This window comes from Acidihalobacter sp. (genome assembly GCF_037381185.1).
Taxonomy (GTDB): domain Bacteria; phylum Pseudomonadota; class Gammaproteobacteria; order DSM-5130; family Acidihalobacteraceae; genus Acidihalobacter_A.
The window spans coordinates 1-16699 of record NZ_JARRQY010000009.1 but is presented as its reverse complement, the minus strand read 5'-3'; the positions used below and the strand labels follow the sequence as shown (position 1 = coordinate 16699).

The following is a 16699-nucleotide window of genomic DNA, read 5'->3' as shown; positions in this document are numbered from 1 at the left end:
CGGTCCAGGCCCGACATCCCCGCTGCCGCATCCCAGATTTCTGACGCGGCAGGCCGTTCAGCGTCGGGCCGACCGACGGTTACGCCGAGGCCCGACTCGCCCGCTTGCGCTCGTGCTCCAGCAGCAGCTTCTTGCGCAGGCGGATATGGTGTGGCGTCACTTCGACCAATTCGTCATCATCGATGAACTCCAGCGCCTGTTCAAGCGTCAGCCGAATAGGCGGCGTGAGCACGATATTCTCATCCGTTCCAGCAGCACGGATGTTCGTCAGCTGCTTGGCCTTGAGCGGGTTGACCACGAGATCGTTGTCGCGCGAATGGATGCCGATGACCATCCCTTCGTAGACCTCCTCGCCATGGCCGATGAACAGCTTCCCGCGCTCCTGCAGGTTGAACAGCGCGTAGCCCAGCGCCTTGCCGGCGCCGTTGGCGATCAGCACGCCATTCTGGCGCTGGCCGAATTCTCCGCGCTTGAACGGACCATAATGGTCGAACACGCTATAGATGAGACCGGTGCCCTGGGTCGCCGTGAGGAATTCGGTACGGAAACCGATCAATCCCCGCGCCGGCATGATGTAGTCCAGACGCACCCGGCCCTTGCCGTCGGGCACCATATTCTTGAGATCGCCGCCGCGCTCGCCGAGTTTCTGCATCACGCCGCCCTGATGTTCTTCCTCGACATCGACGGTGAGCTGCTCGTAGGGCTCCTGTCTCTCGCCGTCGATCTCGCGGATGATCACCTCGGGACGCGACACGCCCAGTTCGTAACCCTCGCGGCGCATGTTTTCGATCAGCACGGACAGGTGCAGTTCACCGCGCCCCGAGACCTTGAGCCGATCGGGATCGTCGGTCTCGTCCACACGCAGAGCGACGTTGTGCACCAACTCGCGCTCCAGGCGCTCGCGGATCTGGCGGCTGGTGACGTACTTGCCGTCGCGCCCGGACAGCGGCGAGGTATTGACCTGGAAGGTCATGCTCACCGTAGGCTCGTCCACGGTGAGCGCCGGCAGCGCCTCGACGTTCGACGGATCGCACAGCGTGTCGGAGATGTTCAGCGGATCGAGGCCGGTGAACGCGATGATGTCGCCCGCCGAAGCCTCGGGCACTTCCACGCGCTCCAGGCCATGGAAACCGAGCACCTGCAGCACGCGGCCCTGACGGCGCTTGCCGTCGCGATCGACGACCACTACCGAGGTATTAGTACCGATCTTGCCGCGGGTCACGCGGCCGATACCGATAACGCCCACGTAGCTGTTGTAGTCCAGCAGGCTGACCTGCAGCTGGAACGGTCCTTCGGGGTCGACCTCCGGCGGCGCGACGTGCTCGACCACCGCCTCGAACAGCGGGGTCATGTCGCCTTCGCTCACGTCGGACTCGCGTCCTGCGTAGCCGTTCAGGGCCGACGCATAGAGCACCGGGAAGTCGAGCTGTTCGTCGGTCGCGCCCAAGCGGTCGAACAGATCGAAGGTCTGATCCACCACCCAGTCAGGACGCGCACCCGGACGGTCGATCTTGTTGATCACGACGATCGGGCGCAGCCCCTGCTCCAGCGCCTTTTGGGTCACGAAGCGTGTCTGCGGCATCGGGCCGTCGACAGCATCGACCAGCAGCAGCACCGAGTCCACCATCGACATCACGCGCTCCACCTCGCCACCGAAGTCGGCGTGTCCGGGGGTGTCCACGATATTGATGTGATAGCCATTCCACTCAATGGCGGTGTTCTTGGCCAGAATGGTAATGCCTCTCTCCTTCTCCAGCGCGTTCGAATCCATGACGCGCTCGACCACTTCGGCGCGTGCGTCGAAGGTGCCGGACTGCTGCAGAAGTTTATCGACCAGCGTGGTCTTACCGTGGTCGACGTGGGCAATGATGGCGATGTTGCGAATATGGGTAGTGGTGGTCATGCGCATAGAGTCTGTATTGGAGGGAAGCGCCAAGATCCATCCACCCGGACGTGCCCGCGCTTCCCGAGCGGCGGCTGATTGTATCCGGAATGTCCCTTCGGCGCATGTTTCGGCTTGACAGGCGCCGGCTTCCCGCGCATGTTTCGCCTTATAGGTACATTAGAGAAATTTGATATGCAATCCCAAACCCTTCCGGTAACCACTCCCTACGATCGCCTCGGCGGCGAAGAAACGATCCGCCGCCTGGTCAAGCGCTTCTATGAACTGATGGACGATTTGCCCGAAGTCTGGGAGACGCGCAAGATCCACCCCAAGGATCTGAGCGGGGCCGAAGACAAGCTGTTCAAGTTCCTCAGCGGCTGGCTGGGCGGACCACAGCTGTTCGTGCAGGAATTCGGTCATCCGATGCTACGCCGCCGCCACCTGCCGTTCGCCATCGGCACGCGCGAGCGCGATCAGTGGCTGATGTGCATGCACATGGCGCTGGACGAGCAGCAGATCGACCCGGAACTGGACGCCCCGCTACGCGCCGCCATCGATGGCCTGGCCGACCACATGCGCAACCAGCCGGAATAGGGCTCCCTTCCCGCTGAAGCGGCCGCGCAGGCCGCTTCAGCGATGCGTGTCGCCGAAGGTCACCAAGCGCCTGACCTTGGGAAACAACTCGGCTGCGATCGTCGGGTCGTGCCGGAGTATGCGCATCCAGTGCGGGAACAGATTGTTCTCCTCGCGCCACTCGTGCTTGGCGAGCTGGCCCGAGATGATGGCGAAGAACGGCGCGAGCATGCCGGCATCGTCGATGCCCTCGGTCACCATCTCCTCGATCATCACGGTGTGTTCGACGATCTCGTCGTGTTCGCGCAGCATGATCGAGGTCGGGTCGTCGCCGCGCGGCGAACGCGGCAACTCGATCACCGGCACCACGATTTCGTTCTCGGCCTCGACGTGGTTGCGCAGGCGCTGGGCATATTCGGCGAACACCGGCAGCGCCGCGGCCATGTCGCCGGCGTTGGTGTGGTGCAGCGCGGTCGCGAACAGCCGGTCGATGCGTTCGTGGTCCCGCGTCAGCAGATCCACCAGATCGCTGGCCTCGACGTCCTCGCGCCGGCGGATGCGCACGCTCCATTGCGGCGGCCCGGACTCCGCCACGTCCCAATAGATCGCATTGCGCAGCTCCAGGGTCACCGCGTCCATGAGCAGGCGCGGATCCTCCTGTGCCAGCAGCGTCACTTCCTCGCCGCGTTGAAGCTCGCGCACCTGCGACAGCACATAGCTGTACTCGGTCAGGGCGCCGCGCCGGGCCAGATTGAGGGTTTCGGACATAATCTCTTTCCTGGTTTCGGGATTCAACCGACGGGGATGACCTGTTTCGTCAGCGCAACGGCGACGATGTAACAGAAAACGGCGATGGCGGCGATCCAGGCACTCATTCGCACCCCGCGTGTACGGCCAAGCTTTAGCGCGACCATACCAAGACCGATGTAGAGCCCCAGCGCGATGACCTTGGCGAACAGCCAAGCTTGCTGCGTGTCGAACAGGTGCGGCGTGAAAAGCAGGCCGATGCCGCTCGCCAACAGGAACGTATCGATGACGTGAGGCAGGATTTTGGTCGCCCGCGCCTGTAGCAAGCTGGAGCCACGCAGCATCCAGACACCACGTAGCGTAAAGCCGGTTATCGACAACAGCGCACTCGCAACATGCAGCTTGAGCAACCAGAACATTCAGACGTTCCCCGGATGGCGCCATCGATCGTGCGCGACAGGACTCGGGGCAGAATATCACAGGAAAATGCGCGAATCGCGCTGACCGGCGGGCGGTAACGGGGCGCGCTCTCGAAGGCGTATCGACCGGGGAACCCGGACGAAAAGAGAGAGCCCGGAGCATGGCTCCGGGCATGTCACATCAAACTGCCAGTCTTGACTGACCCGAGGAAATCAATCGCCGGACGTAGCGGTCGCCGCCGCGCCACTCGGCGCACCGGCTTTGCGCATAAGTCCGACGTAGATCACCGCGCCCAGGATGCCGCCGAGGAACAACGAGAAGTTCTTCAGATCGCCCGGCGTGAAGCTGATCGCGATCGCCAGCAGGGTCGCTGGAATCACGCTCCAAACGGCCAACCAGTTGACACCATTGGTGTACCAGTACGCACCTTCTGGTTTGTCGCTGAACAAGTCGTCAACCTTGATCTCGCGCTTCTTCACCAGGTAGTAATCGGCGAGGATGATGCCGTATAGCGGGCCGATCGTCGCGGCGAGGAAATCCACGGTGTAGTGGATAGCGGCCGGATTGTTGAACAGGTTCCACGGCGTCAGGAACACCGAACCCAACGCGGCGATCATGCCACCCATGCGCCAGCTGATCTTGCTCGGCGCGACGTTCGAGAAATCGAATGCCGGGGAGACGAAGTTCGCGACGATGTTGATCCCGATGGTGGCGGTTACGAAGGTGAACGCCCCAAGCAGAGCGGCGACCATATTGTCGATGTGCCCGACCGTCGCCACGGGATCGGTGATCATCTTGCCGAACACCGGCAAGGTGCCCGACACCACGACCACGGTCACGATCGAGAACATCAGGAAGTTGACCGGCAAGCCCCAGAAGTTGCCGCGCTTGACCGCCTCGTAGTCGCGGCAGTAGCGCGAGAAGTCGCTGAAGTTCAGCGTCGGGCCGGCGAAATAACCCGCCACCAGCGCGATGGCGATGATCATCTGCCACACCGCACTCCAGCCGCTGAGCTTTTCGGTGCCCAGCGAGAAGCTGATGTTATGAATACCCGCCTTGCTCACGATCCAGAACGCCAGCAGGAACATCACCACATATACCGCCGGACCAGCCCAGTCGATGAAGCGCCGGATCGCCTCCATGCCGCGCCAGAACACCAGCGCCTGCAGGAACCAGATGATCATGAAGCTGAGCCAGCCCAGGGCGGAAAGCCCGAGGAAATGCGGATCGTTCAGCGACTGCATTCCCGGGAAGAGCTTGAGCAGCACGATGTTCAGTGCGCCGGACGCGAGATAGGTCTGGATGCCGTACCACACCAGCGCGATCGACCCGCGAATTACCGCCGGCACGTTCGCCCCGAACACGCCGAAGGACAGCCGCGCCACCACGGCGTACGGCACGCCGACCTGCTGCCCCGGCCTGCCGAGCAGATTGGCGAACAACTGCACGATGAAAATCCCGAGCAGCAGGCTGACCAACACCTGCCAGCCGGTCAATCCGAGCGCGAACAGGCTGGCGGCGAACACATAGCCGCCGACGCTGTGCACGTCGGCCATCCAGAACGCGAAGATGTTGTACCAGGTCCAATGTTGCGTACGGTCCTTGTCAGCCGCAGCGCCTTCCTTCAACAAGGGCGCCAGATCGCGGTTGCACAGGCGCTCGCTGTATTGCGGCGGACATTCGTTATCGCTTGACTTGATCGACATGCTGTAACTCCCAGTGACTTATCGCACACATTACACATAGAAGATTGTATGCAATAAATCGCAATTTTCGGGCCAAAGAGAATACCCATCGTCACAAACACAAAAAAACCCAAAATAAACACTGAAAAAACAGTGCATTAAGAAAATCGCGCGCCAGACAAGCAGATCCCCACTCTTGCCGCAACCGGAAGAAAACACGCACCGACGATGTGCATCCCGCCCCCATCAGGTGCGTATCTCAGCGTTGTTCGCACCCATTTCGCCGACCTCGCTGCAGGCCACCATTAAATAACGTACTTCTGCCGAGTTCTTTAGCGCGACACGCAAGCTATGTATACTTTTTGGAAATAGATTACATACAATTCAATGCCATGAATCCCTCATATGCACAACCCTCGCCCGGGCCCAAAGCCGCCTCATCGCCGGACCGCGACGCACAGATATACGCGCGCATCGTCGACGCCATCGTCGCGCACAAGCTGACGCCGGGCGCACGCCTGCCGGAAGAAACGCTCGCCACGACCTTCGGCGTCAGCCGCACCATCATCCGCACGGTGCTGCAACGCCTCTCGCTGGAACGCATGGTCGTGCTGCAACGCAATCGTGGCGCCCAGGTGGCCCGGCCGGGCGTCGATGAGGCCCGACAGGTGTTCGCCGCGCGGCGCATGATCGAAACCGCCTGCATGCCCGACGTCATGCGCCGAGCCGGCAAGGAACAGGTCAAGGCGCTGCGCAAGCTCACCCGCCACGAACGCCAGGCCCAGCAGCGGCATCGGCACAGCGATGCAATCCGCCTCTCGGCCGCCTTCCACGTGGAACTCGTCGGCATCGCCGGCAATCCCGTCATCACCGAATTCGCCGCCCAGCTCGCCTCGCGCAGCTCACTGATCATCGCCGTCTACGGCTCGCATCTCAGCGTCGGATGCGACTGCGGGGAACACGGCGAACTGGTGGACCTGATCGACGCGGGACGCGAGCAGGAAGCAACCGACTGGGTGGTTCAGCACTTGCTCCACATAGAGGCCAGCCTGCACTTCGAACAGCCGGAAGAGGCCACGCCGGACTTCGCCGCGATCTTCGGCGACTGATCAAGAAGAGGCGATCGCGTGCGAATCCAGGTCATCAACCCCAATACCAGCGTCGACATGACGCGCCAGATCGGCGAAGTTGCCGGCGCTGCCGCCAGCGCCGGCACGCAAGTCGAAACCGTCTGCCCGGCGCACGGGCCCGAGTCCATCGAGTCGCACGTCGACGAGACACTCGCCGGCGCCGCCGTGCTGGACCGCATCGCGGACGGCGTGGCGGCCGGCTTCGACGCGCACGTCATCGCCTGCTTCGGCGATCCCGCGCTGCTCGCCGCCCGCGAACTGGCGCGCGGCCCCGTGATCGGCATCGCCGAGGCCGCCATGCACGCCGCCACGCTGGTCGCCACACGCTTTTCCATCGTCACCAGCCTCGGACGCACCGCCATCCAGGCCGAGGAACTGCTGCTGCGCTACGGCTTCGAGCGCCACTGCCGCCGCATTCGCGCGGTCGAACTGCCGGTGCTGCATCTGGCCGACGAAGGCTGCTCCGCCACCGCGCAGATTGCCGAGGAATGCCGCCGCGCACGCGACGAGGACGCCATCGGCGCTATCGTGCTCGGCTGCGCCGGCATGGGCGCACAGGCCGCGCCCCTGTCTGCCGAACTCGGCCTACCGGTCATCGACGGCGTAGGCGTAGCGGTGCACATGGCCGAGGCGCTGGTCGGCGCCGGCCTGTTCACCAGCAAGCACGGCGACCTCGCCGCACCGCCTCCGAAGCGGTTCACCGGCCGCTACGCCCACTGGAGCGAGGCATGAACCCGAACGACTATCCCCGCGATCTGCGCGGTTACGGAGCACATCCGCCCCATGCCGACTGGCCCGGCAAGGCGCGCATCGCCGTGCAGTTCGTACTCAACTACGAGGAAGGCGGCGAACGCTGCGTGCTCGACGGCGACGCGCACGCCGAAACCTTCCTCTCCGAGATCGTCCAAGCACCGCCGCACCCCACGCGACACATGAGCATGGAATCGCTGTACGAGTACGGCGCCCGAGTCGGCGTGTGGCGCGTACTGCGCGAGTTCGAGCGCCGCAACCTGCCGCTGACCATCTTCGGCGTCGCCGCGGCCATGGCCCGCAACCCCGAGGCCACCGCCGCCTTCGTCGAACAAGGCCACGAGATCGCCGGCCACGGCCTGCGCTGGCTCGATTACCAAAACGTCGGCATTGACATCGAACGCGCGCACCTGCGCGAAGCCGTGCACCTCATCGAGCGTCTGACCGGCCAGCGGCCGCTGGGCTGGTACATCGGCCGCGACAGCCCCAACACCCGCCGCCTGGTAGCCGAGGAAGGCGGCTTCGAATACGACTCCGACTACTACGGCGACGAGTTACCGTTCTGGATGGAAGTGGCCACCGGCGACGGCGAACTGCGCCCACAGCTGATCGTTCCCTATACGCTCGACGCCAACGACATGCGCTTCGCCACCGTGCAGGGCTTCAACACTGCCGAACACTTCTTCACCTACCTGCGCGACACCTTCGACACGCTCTACGCCGAAAGCGAGGATACCCCGCGCATGATGTCCGTCGGCCTGCACTGCCGGCTGACCGGCAAGCCCGGCCGCTTCCGCGCGCTGCAGCGCTTTCTCGACCATATCGAACGTCACGATCGCGTATGGGTCACGCGCCGCATCGACATCGCCCGCCACTGGCGCGCGCACCACCCCTTCCAAACGGCCGACGCGCCGCTCAAGAAAGAACACGTCGCATGACCCCGGAATCCGCGCCCGCCTACACCGAACAACACCCCAACCTCGCCGATGCGTCGCTGGGAGCGGCCGTGCTCGCCGTCAGCGACGAATTCTTCGCCGCCTGCGAACGCATGCTCGACCCCGCGCCGCCGCGCTTCGAACCCGGCCTCTACGACGACCACGGCAAGTGGATGGACGGCTGGGAAACCCGCCGGCGCCGCGACGGCGGCCACGACTGGTGCGTGCTGCGCCTGGCCCTGCCCGGCGATATCGTCGGCCTCGAGATCGACACCCGCTTCTTTACCGGCAACGCCCCGACCGGCGCCATGCTCGAATGCGCGCTGCTGTCGCCAGGCGCCGAACCCGACGACAACACCGAATGGCGCCCGCTGCTGGGCCTCACTGCGATCCAGGGCGACGACCGCCGCTTCATCACCCTCGACGCATCACAACCCTGCTCGCACGTACGCCTGCACATCTACCCCGACGGCGGCGTCGCCCGCCTGCGGCTGTACGGCACCGTACGCCCCCCCGAAGGCCTCGTGCCCGACGCCGAACGCGACCTGATCGCCCTGACCAACGGCGGCCGCGCGCTGGCCTGCAGCGACGCCCACTACGGCCACCCGCAGAACCTGCTGCGCCCCGGCCGCGGCGTGAACATGGGCGACGGCTGGGAAACCCGCCGCCGCCGGGAGCCCGGCCACGACTGGTGCATCCTCGCCCTGGGCGAAGCCGGCATCATCGAGCGCATCGAAGTCGACACCGCGCACTTCAAGGGCAACTTCCCGGCCGCCTGCTCGATCCAGGCCGCACTCATCGAGGGCTCGCCCGAAGCCGGCATCGTCACGCCGCAGAGCATGTTCTGGAAAACCCTGCTTCCCGAACAGCCGCTACAGGCCAACGCGGTGCACGCCTTCGCGGCCGAAGTCGTCGAATTCGGGCCAGTCACCCACCTGCGCTTCAACATCCTGCCCGACGGCGGCGTCAGCCGCCTGCGCGCCTATGGCCACCCTGCCTGAAATACCCGAACTTCCCGTCGAACAGGTCAGCCGCTCGAGCTTCGCGCCCTTCGGCGACCTGATCGAGGCGGACGAGGCGACTGCGTTCGACACGATCAACGCCGGCACCACCAGACGTTTCACCGACCTGACCCGCATCCGCCTGAGCGGCGACAACGCACAGGCCAGCGTGCACATCTACCGCGCCGCCGCCGTGCACGAGCCCGTCGAATTGCGCCAACTGGAGCGTCACCCCCACGGTAGCCAGCTGTTCATGCCGCTACAGGGGCAAGCCTTCATTGCTGTGGTCGCGGACGGCGACGCCGTGCCCGATGCGGGCACGCTCAGGGCCTTCCTGGTCAGCGCGGGGCGGGGCATCAACCTCGGTCCGGGTGTCTGGCATCATCCTCTGCTGTCGCTCGCCGACTCGGACTTCCTGGTCGTCGAGCGCGCCGATCCGGCACACAATCTCGAGGAACATGCGCTGCCCGCACCCTTGCGACTGGCACTGCCGCCAGGCATCCCCAGCTAAACCCCGGCCCCACGGCAACCGCCTTCGGTTATACTGCCGCGACTCGTAAAAACCAGCATGCCCCAAAGGTAATCCTTTGCTCACACAGGCGCTTGGCAGCCACATTGCACGCCCGAGCGGGCCTTTTGCTACGCGCATCGAAGCAGACCGGCTTCAAATGCTGTATCGCTCGTTACCCATCGCATTGCTGACTTCGGTCATCAACGCGATGGTCCTGGCGCTGATTCAATACCCGCTCATTCCGGCCCCCGTAGTAGCGAGCTGGGCGGCCGCCGTCGCGCTGCTGACGCTTTTGCGTATCGTCGGCTACGTCCGCTTCTTGCGCCACCCGCCGACACTGGCCGCGGTGCCTGCCTGGAAACGGCGCTTCATCGCAGAGGTTCTGCTTTCCGGAATGCTGTGGGGTAGTGCGGCCATCCTGCTCTATCCCGCGCAGGACGTACTGCACCAGATGTTTCTGGTCTTCATTCTGGCCGGCATGGGCGCGGGCGCGATCACCACGCTGTCGGCCGTCTGGCTCGCGGCGCTCGCGTATCTCATCCCGTCGCTGCTACCGCTGATCGTCCGGCTGTTCATGACCGAAACCACCGTGAGCATGCCGATGGGGCTGATGGCCACACTGTTCCTCGTCATGGTATCGCTCGCCGCCCTGCGCGGCCGCAACAATATCATCGAACTGTCGCAGGCCCGCCACATACAGGCCCAATCCGATACCGACCTGCGCCTCGCCGCGACCACGTTCCACAGTCAGGAGGGCATCCTGATCACCGATCGCTACGGTCGGATCCTGCGCCTCAACGAGGCCGCCAAGCGCATCACCGGCCACACCCAGGAAGAACTCCTGGGACAGCCTGCGCGCCAATTGCTGGAAACCGAAGGCTCGCATGCGAGCTTCCACCACGACGCCTTGGGCGCCGCCTTGAGGGATAACGGTTTCTGGGCCGGCGAATGCCGCCTGCTCACCCATGAGGGCATCGGCATCCCGGCGCGCGCGACGGTGACCTCCGTACGCGACGACAATGGCGACGTCAGCCATTACGTGGCGCATTTTCAGGATGTCAGCGAAGCCAAGCGCGCACAGGAACGCATCGAGTTCCAGGCCTATTACGACGCGCTGACGGAGCTGCCCAACCGCTGGCTGCTGGGCGACCTCCTAGAACAGGACATCTCCCGCTGCCGTCGCCACGGACACCATGGAGCGGTGCTGTTCATCGACCTGGATCACTTCAAACGCATCAACGACGCGCTCGGATACCGCGCGGGCGACGGCCTGCTCAAGTCGGTCGCGCGACGCCTGATCGACAACACGCGGCGCGAAGACCTCGCCGCCCGCTTCGGCAGCGACGAATTCGTCATCGTGCTCACCGGGCTCGACGACGACCCGGCACGTGCCGCATCCCAGGCCGAGCGCGCCGCGGCCAAGCTGCGCTCGGCTCTCGCCGAACCCTATGTTCACGACGGCAATCACCTGCACCTGACCGCCAGCGTGGGCATCGCGCCCTACCCCATCGACCAGGCCGACGCCGAAACCATGATCACCCGCGCCGACGTGGCGCTCTACCACGTCAAACAGCGGGAACGCGGCACCCAGGCGATCTATCGCCCCGACATGCGCGACGCCATCCGAGCCCGCCTCGACCTCGAGACCAAGCTGCGTCAAGCGCTGGAGAAAGACGAGTTCGCGCTCGTCTTCCAGCCGCAGATCGACGACGGCCGCATGGTCGGCGCAGAGGCCCTGCTGCGTTGGAATCGCCCCGGGCAAGGCACCGTCACGCCGCAACAGTTCATCCCGGTCGCCGAGGAAAGCGGACTGATCCTGCCGATCGGCGATTGGGTGCTCAAAACCGCCTGCGTCAAACTTGCGCATTGGCGCCGTATCTTTGCGGGAAACCGCCTGCCCCCGCTCTCGGTCAACGTCAGTTCTCGACAGTTTTTTCAGGCCAATTTCGTCGAACGCGTACTCAGTCAACTACGCGCCAGCGGCATCGAAGGAGACGCCCTGGAACTGGAGTTGACCGAAAGCGTGTTGCTCGACGACTTCGCCGACGCATGCAGCAAGATGCAACAGCTCACCTCGCACGGCGTACGTTTCGCGCTGGACGACTTCGGCACGGGTTATTCCTCCCTGCGCTACCTGCAGCAGTTGCCGATCACGACACTGAAGATCGACCGCTCCTTCGTGCATGGTCTCGAACCGGAAAGCGGCAACGCGGCAATCATTCGCAGCATCGTCTCGATGGCCGAACATCTGCGCCTCAATGTCGTGGCGGAAGGCGTGGAAACGGCCGAAGAGGCGGAGCTACTCAACGCGCTGAACTGTCACATCCATCAGGGCTATCGCTACAGCAAGCCGCTGGACGAAGCCGGATACCTCGCCTGGCTTGAATCAGGCATCGACACGCAACAATCATGACTCGGATGGTGATAATGACTGAATCGTAATCCGCAGACTGCGGCATCCGTTTGCGGATTCACGGTTTAATGTATGGCGAAGCATGTCGTGCGGCCAGCCGACGCAGCAGAAGACACTAAATCAATACGCGCACAGTTTATACATCACGTCTGAAACGCCGGGCGATCGGCACTTCTGGCGAAGCCGCCTGCCGAACCGACATCCGCGCCAAGGAAACCGCATTGCAGGACGCTCTTGCAAGGAACCCCAAACCCGCGTCGTTTGCCCGCATACGTGGCCAACGCGTGGCCGTCATCTCCGACGCACTAGCCGAACGCAACGGCGTCGGCTCCTATTACCGGGATCTGGCCGTGCAGCTGAGCGGCCGCGGCCTTCAGACCGAAGTCCTCTGTCCCGACGGCCACACCGGCCGCTCCCTGCCCATGCCCTGCGATCCCACGCAGCGCCTATGGCTGCCGCCGGCGCGCGAGCTCACCGCCAAACTGGAACGGCTGCAGCCGCAAGTCATCGTCCTGCCCACTCCCGGCCCGTTCGGCCTCTATGGCCTGTGGGCCGCCAAACGCCTTGGCGCACGGATCATCGTCGGCTTCCACACCCATTTCGAAGCGCTTGCGAGCCACTACTGCCGCGCTCCGCTGGACCGCGCGGTGCGCCTTGGCTGGCGTCTGTTCAACACGCGCGTTTTCCGCCAGGCCGCCGGCGTGGTGACGACCTCCCGGCCGATGGTCGCCGCAGCCCAGGCGCTGGGTGCGCCGCACGTGCACCGTCTCGGCACACTGCTCGGCCCCGAATTCCTCGCCACGCATACGCCGAACCGCGATCAGCTGCGTTCCGTCCTGTTCGCAGGCCGTCTGGCGGCGGAAAAGAATCTCGAAGCCGTCGTGCAGGCTGCTCGCGAACTGCCCGGCGTCGCGTTCCACATCGTCGGCGACGGCCCGCAACGGGACTTCATCCTGGGCCAGGCGGCGCAACTGCCCAATCTGCACTACCACGGCTGGTGCAGCCGCAGCGAACTGCTGACGCATATGGACGCCAGCGACCTGCTGGTGCTGCCGTCTCACGTGGAATCGTTCGGCACCGTCGTCCTGGAAGCGATGGCACGTGCGCGGACCACGTTGATTTCGCCACATTGCGGTATCGCCGAGTGGCCCGCACTGGCCGCGGACCTCGCCATCATGCGTCCGCAGGAATCCCTCGCCGACGCCATTTCCCGCCTGTCGCGGCTCGATCCGCGGATGCGCAGCCGCATGGCCCAGGCCGCCCGCCGCGCCGCGTTGGCCATGAACGAGGTGGCCGTGGGCGACTGGGTGAACATCATCGGCGGTGCGGATGACATGCAGGGCGCGGACGACAGCTGTGCGGAACTGACGCCGGCGCACGAACGCGCGATGCCATGAGCCTTCCGCTGCCCCGCCCGGGCGACTGGCCCTGGCTATCGCTGCACGATGTCTGCCCCGCCACGCTCGAGCGCACCGAAGCGCTGGCAAGCCGCATCGAAACCCTCGGCCGCCGCGCGACGCTGCTGGTCATTCCCGACGCCGACTGGGACGAAACCGGCCTGGCACGCCTGCGCGCACTGCACGGCCGCGGCCACGACCTCGCAGGCCACGGCTGGACGCACCACACCGCTCGCTGGGGCGGCCTCGCCCACCGCATCCACGGCTGGATGATCTCGAACCGCGTCGCCGAACACCTGGCGGAGGACGCAGCCGGCCGCGAGCGAATCATCCGCCGCTGCCATGCCTGGTTCGCCGAAAACGGCCTGCCCGAACCCTCGCTGTACGTGCCGCCCGCCTGGGCCATGGGGCGCATTCCGTCCAGGCGGCTGCAGCAGCTGCCCTTTCGCTACTACGAAACGCTGGGCGGCATCTACTCATCCGGGGATACCCGCTTCACGCGGCTGCCGCTGGCCGGTTTCGAGGCCGACCGGCCATGGCGCGCTCACGTCCTTCGGCTCAGCAATGCGGTCAACCGGCGCCTGGCGCGAGACACGATCCGGCTACGCATCGCCATTCACCCCTGGGACCTGGACGGCCCGCTGCGCACGGATCTGCTCCGCCTACTCTCTCCCCCGCAAGCCACCGCCGCCCAATCCGGCATGTCCTGACGGACAACGGTCCGACCTCCAGCCTTACCGGTGGAATTTCAGCCCACGGTCTCTTGCACCCGAGGCCGACTGACGAACCCACCCGAAGCCCCGTAGCGCTGCCCGTGGTGTAAATTATGGCCATTTAATCCGTTTCCACGGGACTGACTCATGCAGACATTGACCATCGGTGCTCCAGACGACTTTCACGTCCACTTTCGCGACAACGCGATGCTTGCCGAAACGGTCAGCGCAACCGCCCGCGTGTTTCGAAGAGGCATCGCGATGCCGAACCTGACACCGCCCGTCAGGACGACGGACGAGGCACTGGCCTACAAGCGCCGCATTCTCGACGCACTGCCCGGCGGCTGCGAGTTCGAACCGTTGATGACGCTCTATCTCACGGATGCGACCACGCCCGAGCAGATTCGGCAGGCCGCGGCGTCGGGCATCCTCCGGGCCGTCAAGCTCTACCCCGCAGGCGCAACCACCAACTCCGAAGCCGGCGTAGGCGATCTGGACGCTCTGTATCCCGTTTTCGAGGCGCTTCAGGCGCACGACGCCATGCTGCTGGTGCATGGCGAAGTGACTGATGCGGGGGTGGACATCTTCGATCGCGAGCATGAGTTCATCGAGCGGCATTTGCGCCGCGTCGCCGCGGAATTCCCCGATCTGAGAATCGTGCTCGAGCACATCAGTACTGCGGAGGCCGCCGAGTTCGTTTCCGGCAGCGGGCCGAACGTGGCCGCGACCATCACGCCTCAGCATCTGCTCCTCAATCGCAACGACATGCTGTCCGGCGGCATCAAACCCCACTACTACTGCCTGCCGGTACTCAAGCGCAGGCGCCACCAGGAAGTCCTGCGGGCCGCCGCGATCTCCGGCTCGAGCAAGTTCTTTCTGGGCAGCGATTCAGCGCCGCACGAAAAGATGGCCAAGGAATCGGCCTGCGGCTGCGCGGGCTGCTACAGCGCTCCGTATGCCCTGGAGCTTTACGCGCAGGTGTTTCACGAACTCGGCGCGCTGGATCGCCTGGAAGCGTTCGCCAGCCACTACGGCGCAGATTTCTACGGCTTGCCGAGGAATCAGGGAGTCGTGAAACTGGTGCAGGAAACCTGGTCGGTTCCGGAGCGCATCGAAATGCCGGATGGCGGCACCCTCGTACCCTTGATGGCGGGGCAGCAGTTGGACTGGAAGGTGCAATCCGGTGCTTAAGCCTGAATGATCGAACGCCCGGTGTATCCATAGGCATTCGGACAAACTGACCGGCCGCCTCGGGGGATAACTCGGTATCTCAAGATACGATCTGGTAGGGCAAAGGGTCCGAAACCGGCCACATCCGACCGTTCATGCTCCTTCGATATCAAGCCGTTGGACGGCAGGATTGCAGCGGGAACCGGTCGTTAACCTTACTCTTGATTGGCGTCAGCATCGTGTCCCCGTTTTCATACCTGCATATAGAGACAGAGGAATGATAAAGTGCTGAAGAATTAGGTGGTTAATCCCTGTTTTCATGGGTCTCTATATTAAATAATATCTCTACCCGTCGGCCTCCATATTTTACTATTAGCAATCCATTCAAGCAGAACCAGATTCTAATTGGAGCCCAATCATGAAGGTGTGTGCTGCTCAATTTCGACCAATAGCAGGCGATTTCGAAGCTAACCTTGCTAAGCATCTTGAGCTTGTGGATTTGGCCGTTACCCAAGGAGCGGATGTGTTGTTCTTCCCTGAACTTTCGCTCACAGGATTCGAACCAATACTTGCCGGCTCTCTTGCTATCGAAATAGAAAACCACCGTCTTGATGTTTTTCAAGCATGCAGCGATAACCACAACTTGACTATAGGTGTCGGCATGCCGATCGTTGCTGGTTCCAATGTATATATAGGAATGATTTGGTTCGCTCCTAGTGAAGTTCGACGCCTGTACGCAAAACAACAACTACACCCTGATGAGTACTCCTTCTTTGTTCCTGGTCGTGAGCAGCTTCTGATTGAGAGGCAGGGCTCCAAATTAACGCCTGCTATCTGCTATGAATCTCTTCAAATGGATCATGCCAATGACGCAGCCGCGTTATCTTCTGATATTTATCTAGCCAGTGTTGCAAAATCCGCTGGAGGGCTAGCCAAAGCAATGAAACACTATCCCCTTGTTGCTCGACGACACAATATGTTTGTAATTATGTCTAACTGTGTCGGGCCAAGCGACGACTTTCTTAGCGTCGGTCAGTCGGCAGCCTGGAACACTCGAGGGGAGCTTCTTGCTCAGATAGATGAAGAGTCTGAGGGGTTGGTTGTATTGGAGACTCATAACGAAAGCGCTAGCGTGAAGAAAATTGCTAACCAAGCAATTCACGCGACGAGCGCGTGATTGCAGCGTTTTAGGCGGCACTATGCGTATCAGAGCTGTTGGTCTTGGCAATACATGTCAACGCATCTATGTCTTGCCTGGAGGATATTGTGGCTGAACTGGTACCAATGCGCGGCGAGGAGTTCGAAGCATTCTTAGCTTCTTCAGCCGCGGCCTATGCCGACGACAACGTTAAGTCAGGTAGGTGGTTGC

The 16699-nt window shown here is 63.3% G+C and carries 15 protein-coding genes; 11 read left to right on the top strand and 4 right to left on the bottom strand.

What is annotated here, in order from left to right; translation table 11 throughout:
* Window positions 1-79: 79 nt before the first annotated feature.
* On the bottom strand, window positions 80-1903 hold the full coding sequence (gene typA, locus P8014_RS04290; protein WP_337816071.1) for a translational GTPase TypA: 1824 nt from the start codon (window positions 1901-1903) through the stop codon (window positions 80-82).
* A 174-nt stretch (window positions 1904-2077) separates the two neighbouring features.
* Here typA and P8014_RS04285 point away from each other — a divergent pair, with 174 nt between their 5' ends.
* Entirely contained in the window at window positions 2078-2479 is a 402-nt protein-coding gene (locus P8014_RS04285; protein ID WP_337816070.1) for a group II truncated hemoglobin, read from the top strand.
* A 36-nt stretch (window positions 2480-2515) separates the two neighbouring features.
* On the opposite strand, the gene P8014_RS04280 is transcribed toward P8014_RS04285, so the two are convergent.
* From P8014_RS04280 to P8014_RS04270, 3 genes are all read right to left on the bottom strand, one after another.
* The gene (locus P8014_RS04280; protein ID WP_337816069.1) at window positions 2516-3226 is read right to left on the bottom strand and encodes a hemerythrin domain-containing protein; all 711 of its coding nucleotides are present in this window, start codon (window positions 3224-3226) and stop codon (window positions 2516-2518) included.
* 23 nt (window positions 3227-3249) lie between these two features.
* Entirely contained in the window at window positions 3250-3624 is a 375-nt protein-coding gene (locus P8014_RS04275; protein ID WP_337816068.1) for a SirB2 family protein, read from the bottom strand.
* Between the two features lie 213 nt (window positions 3625-3837).
* Window positions 3838-5331 carry an NCS1 family nucleobase:cation symporter-1 gene (locus P8014_RS04270; protein WP_337816067.1) on the bottom strand — a complete coding sequence of 498 codons (1494 nt, stop codon included), beginning with the start codon at window positions 5329-5331 and terminating at the stop codon, window positions 3838-3840.
* 371 nt (window positions 5332-5702) lie between these two features.
* Between P8014_RS04270 and P8014_RS04265 the strand changes: the two genes are divergently transcribed.
* From P8014_RS04265 to P8014_RS04220, 10 genes are all read left to right on the top strand, one after another.
* On the top strand, window positions 5703-6419 hold the full coding sequence (locus P8014_RS04265; protein WP_337816066.1) for a GntR family transcriptional regulator: 717 nt from the start codon (window positions 5703-5705) through the stop codon (window positions 6417-6419).
* A gap of 18 nt (window positions 6420-6437) precedes the next feature.
* Entirely contained in the window at window positions 6438-7172 is a 735-nt protein-coding gene (locus P8014_RS04260) for an aspartate/glutamate racemase family protein (protein ID WP_337816065.1), read from the top strand.
* Window positions 7169-8128, top strand: a complete 960-nt coding sequence (gene puuE, locus P8014_RS04255; protein ID WP_337816064.1) for an allantoinase PuuE — start codon at window positions 7169-7171, stop codon at window positions 8126-8128. Before P8014_RS04260 ends, puuE begins: the two co-directional genes overlap by 4 nt.
* Window positions 8125-9126: an allantoicase gene (gene alc / locus P8014_RS04250; protein WP_337816063.1), complete on the top strand. Its 1002-nt coding sequence runs from the start codon at window positions 8125-8127 to the stop codon at window positions 9124-9126. Before puuE ends, alc begins: the two co-directional genes overlap by 4 nt.
* Window positions 9110-9637, top strand: a complete 528-nt coding sequence (locus P8014_RS04245; protein ID WP_337816062.1) for an ureidoglycolate lyase — start codon at window positions 9110-9112, stop codon at window positions 9635-9637. Before alc ends, P8014_RS04245 begins: the two co-directional genes overlap by 17 nt.
* A gap of 157 nt (window positions 9638-9794) precedes the next feature.
* Complete coding sequence (locus P8014_RS04240; protein ID WP_337816061.1) at window positions 9795-12050, top strand: EAL domain-containing protein; 2256 nt, start codon at window positions 9795-9797, stop codon at window positions 12048-12050.
* A 284-nt stretch (window positions 12051-12334) separates the two neighbouring features.
* Entirely contained in the window at window positions 12335-13447 is a 1113-nt protein-coding gene (locus P8014_RS04235; protein ID WP_337816060.1) for a glycosyltransferase, read from the top strand.
* On the top strand, window positions 13444-14157 hold the full coding sequence (locus tag P8014_RS04230; RefSeq protein WP_337816059.1) for a DUF2334 domain-containing protein: 714 nt from the start codon (window positions 13444-13446) through the stop codon (window positions 14155-14157). The genes P8014_RS04235 and P8014_RS04230 overlap by 4 nt, the downstream gene beginning before the upstream one ends.
* A 150-nt stretch (window positions 14158-14307) precedes the next feature.
* On the top strand, window positions 14308-15351 hold the full coding sequence (gene pyrC / locus P8014_RS04225) for a dihydroorotase (RefSeq protein WP_337816058.1): 1044 nt from the start codon (window positions 14308-14310) through the stop codon (window positions 15349-15351).
* A 397-nt stretch (window positions 15352-15748) separates the two neighbouring features.
* Window positions 15749-16507 (top strand): carbon-nitrogen hydrolase family protein, encoded by a 759-nt coding sequence (locus tag P8014_RS04220; protein ID WP_337816057.1) that lies wholly within the window; start codon window positions 15749-15751, stop codon window positions 16505-16507.
* Window positions 16508-16699 lie beyond the last annotated feature (192 nt).

Excerpts from the sequence above, each read along its gene's own strand:
- typA (WP_337816071.1), bottom strand. The coding sequence starts at position 1,903 with ATGACCACCACTACCCATATTCGCAACATCGCCATCATTGCCCACGTC.
- P8014_RS04285 (WP_337816070.1), top strand. The coding sequence starts at position 2,078 with ATGCAATCCCAAACCCTTCCGGTAACCACTCCCTACGATCGCCTCGGC.
- P8014_RS04280 (WP_337816069.1), bottom strand. The coding sequence starts at position 3,226 with ATGTCCGAAACCCTCAATCTGGCCCGGCGCGGCGCCCTGACCGAGTAC.
- P8014_RS04275 (WP_337816068.1), bottom strand. The coding sequence starts at position 3,624 with ATGTTCTGGTTGCTCAAGCTGCATGTTGCGAGTGCGCTGTTGTCGATA.
- P8014_RS04270 (WP_337816067.1), bottom strand. The coding sequence starts at position 5,331 with ATGTCGATCAAGTCAAGCGATAACGAATGTCCGCCGCAATACAGCGAG.
- P8014_RS04265 (WP_337816066.1), top strand. The coding sequence starts at position 5,703 with ATGAATCCCTCATATGCACAACCCTCGCCCGGGCCCAAAGCCGCCTCA.
- puuE (WP_337816064.1), top strand. The coding sequence starts at position 7,169 with ATGAACCCGAACGACTATCCCCGCGATCTGCGCGGTTACGGAGCACAT.
- alc (WP_337816063.1), top strand. The coding sequence starts at position 8,125 with ATGACCCCGGAATCCGCGCCCGCCTACACCGAACAACACCCCAACCTC.
- P8014_RS04245 (WP_337816062.1), top strand. The coding sequence starts at position 9,110 with ATGGCCACCCTGCCTGAAATACCCGAACTTCCCGTCGAACAGGTCAGC.
- P8014_RS04240 (WP_337816061.1), top strand. The coding sequence starts at position 9,795 with ATGCTGTATCGCTCGTTACCCATCGCATTGCTGACTTCGGTCATCAAC.
- P8014_RS04230 (WP_337816059.1), top strand. The coding sequence starts at position 13,444 with ATGAGCCTTCCGCTGCCCCGCCCGGGCGACTGGCCCTGGCTATCGCTG.
- pyrC (WP_337816058.1), top strand. The coding sequence starts at position 14,308 with ATGCAGACATTGACCATCGGTGCTCCAGACGACTTTCACGTCCACTTT.
- P8014_RS04220 (WP_337816057.1), top strand. The coding sequence starts at position 15,749 with ATGAAGGTGTGTGCTGCTCAATTTCGACCAATAGCAGGCGATTTCGAA.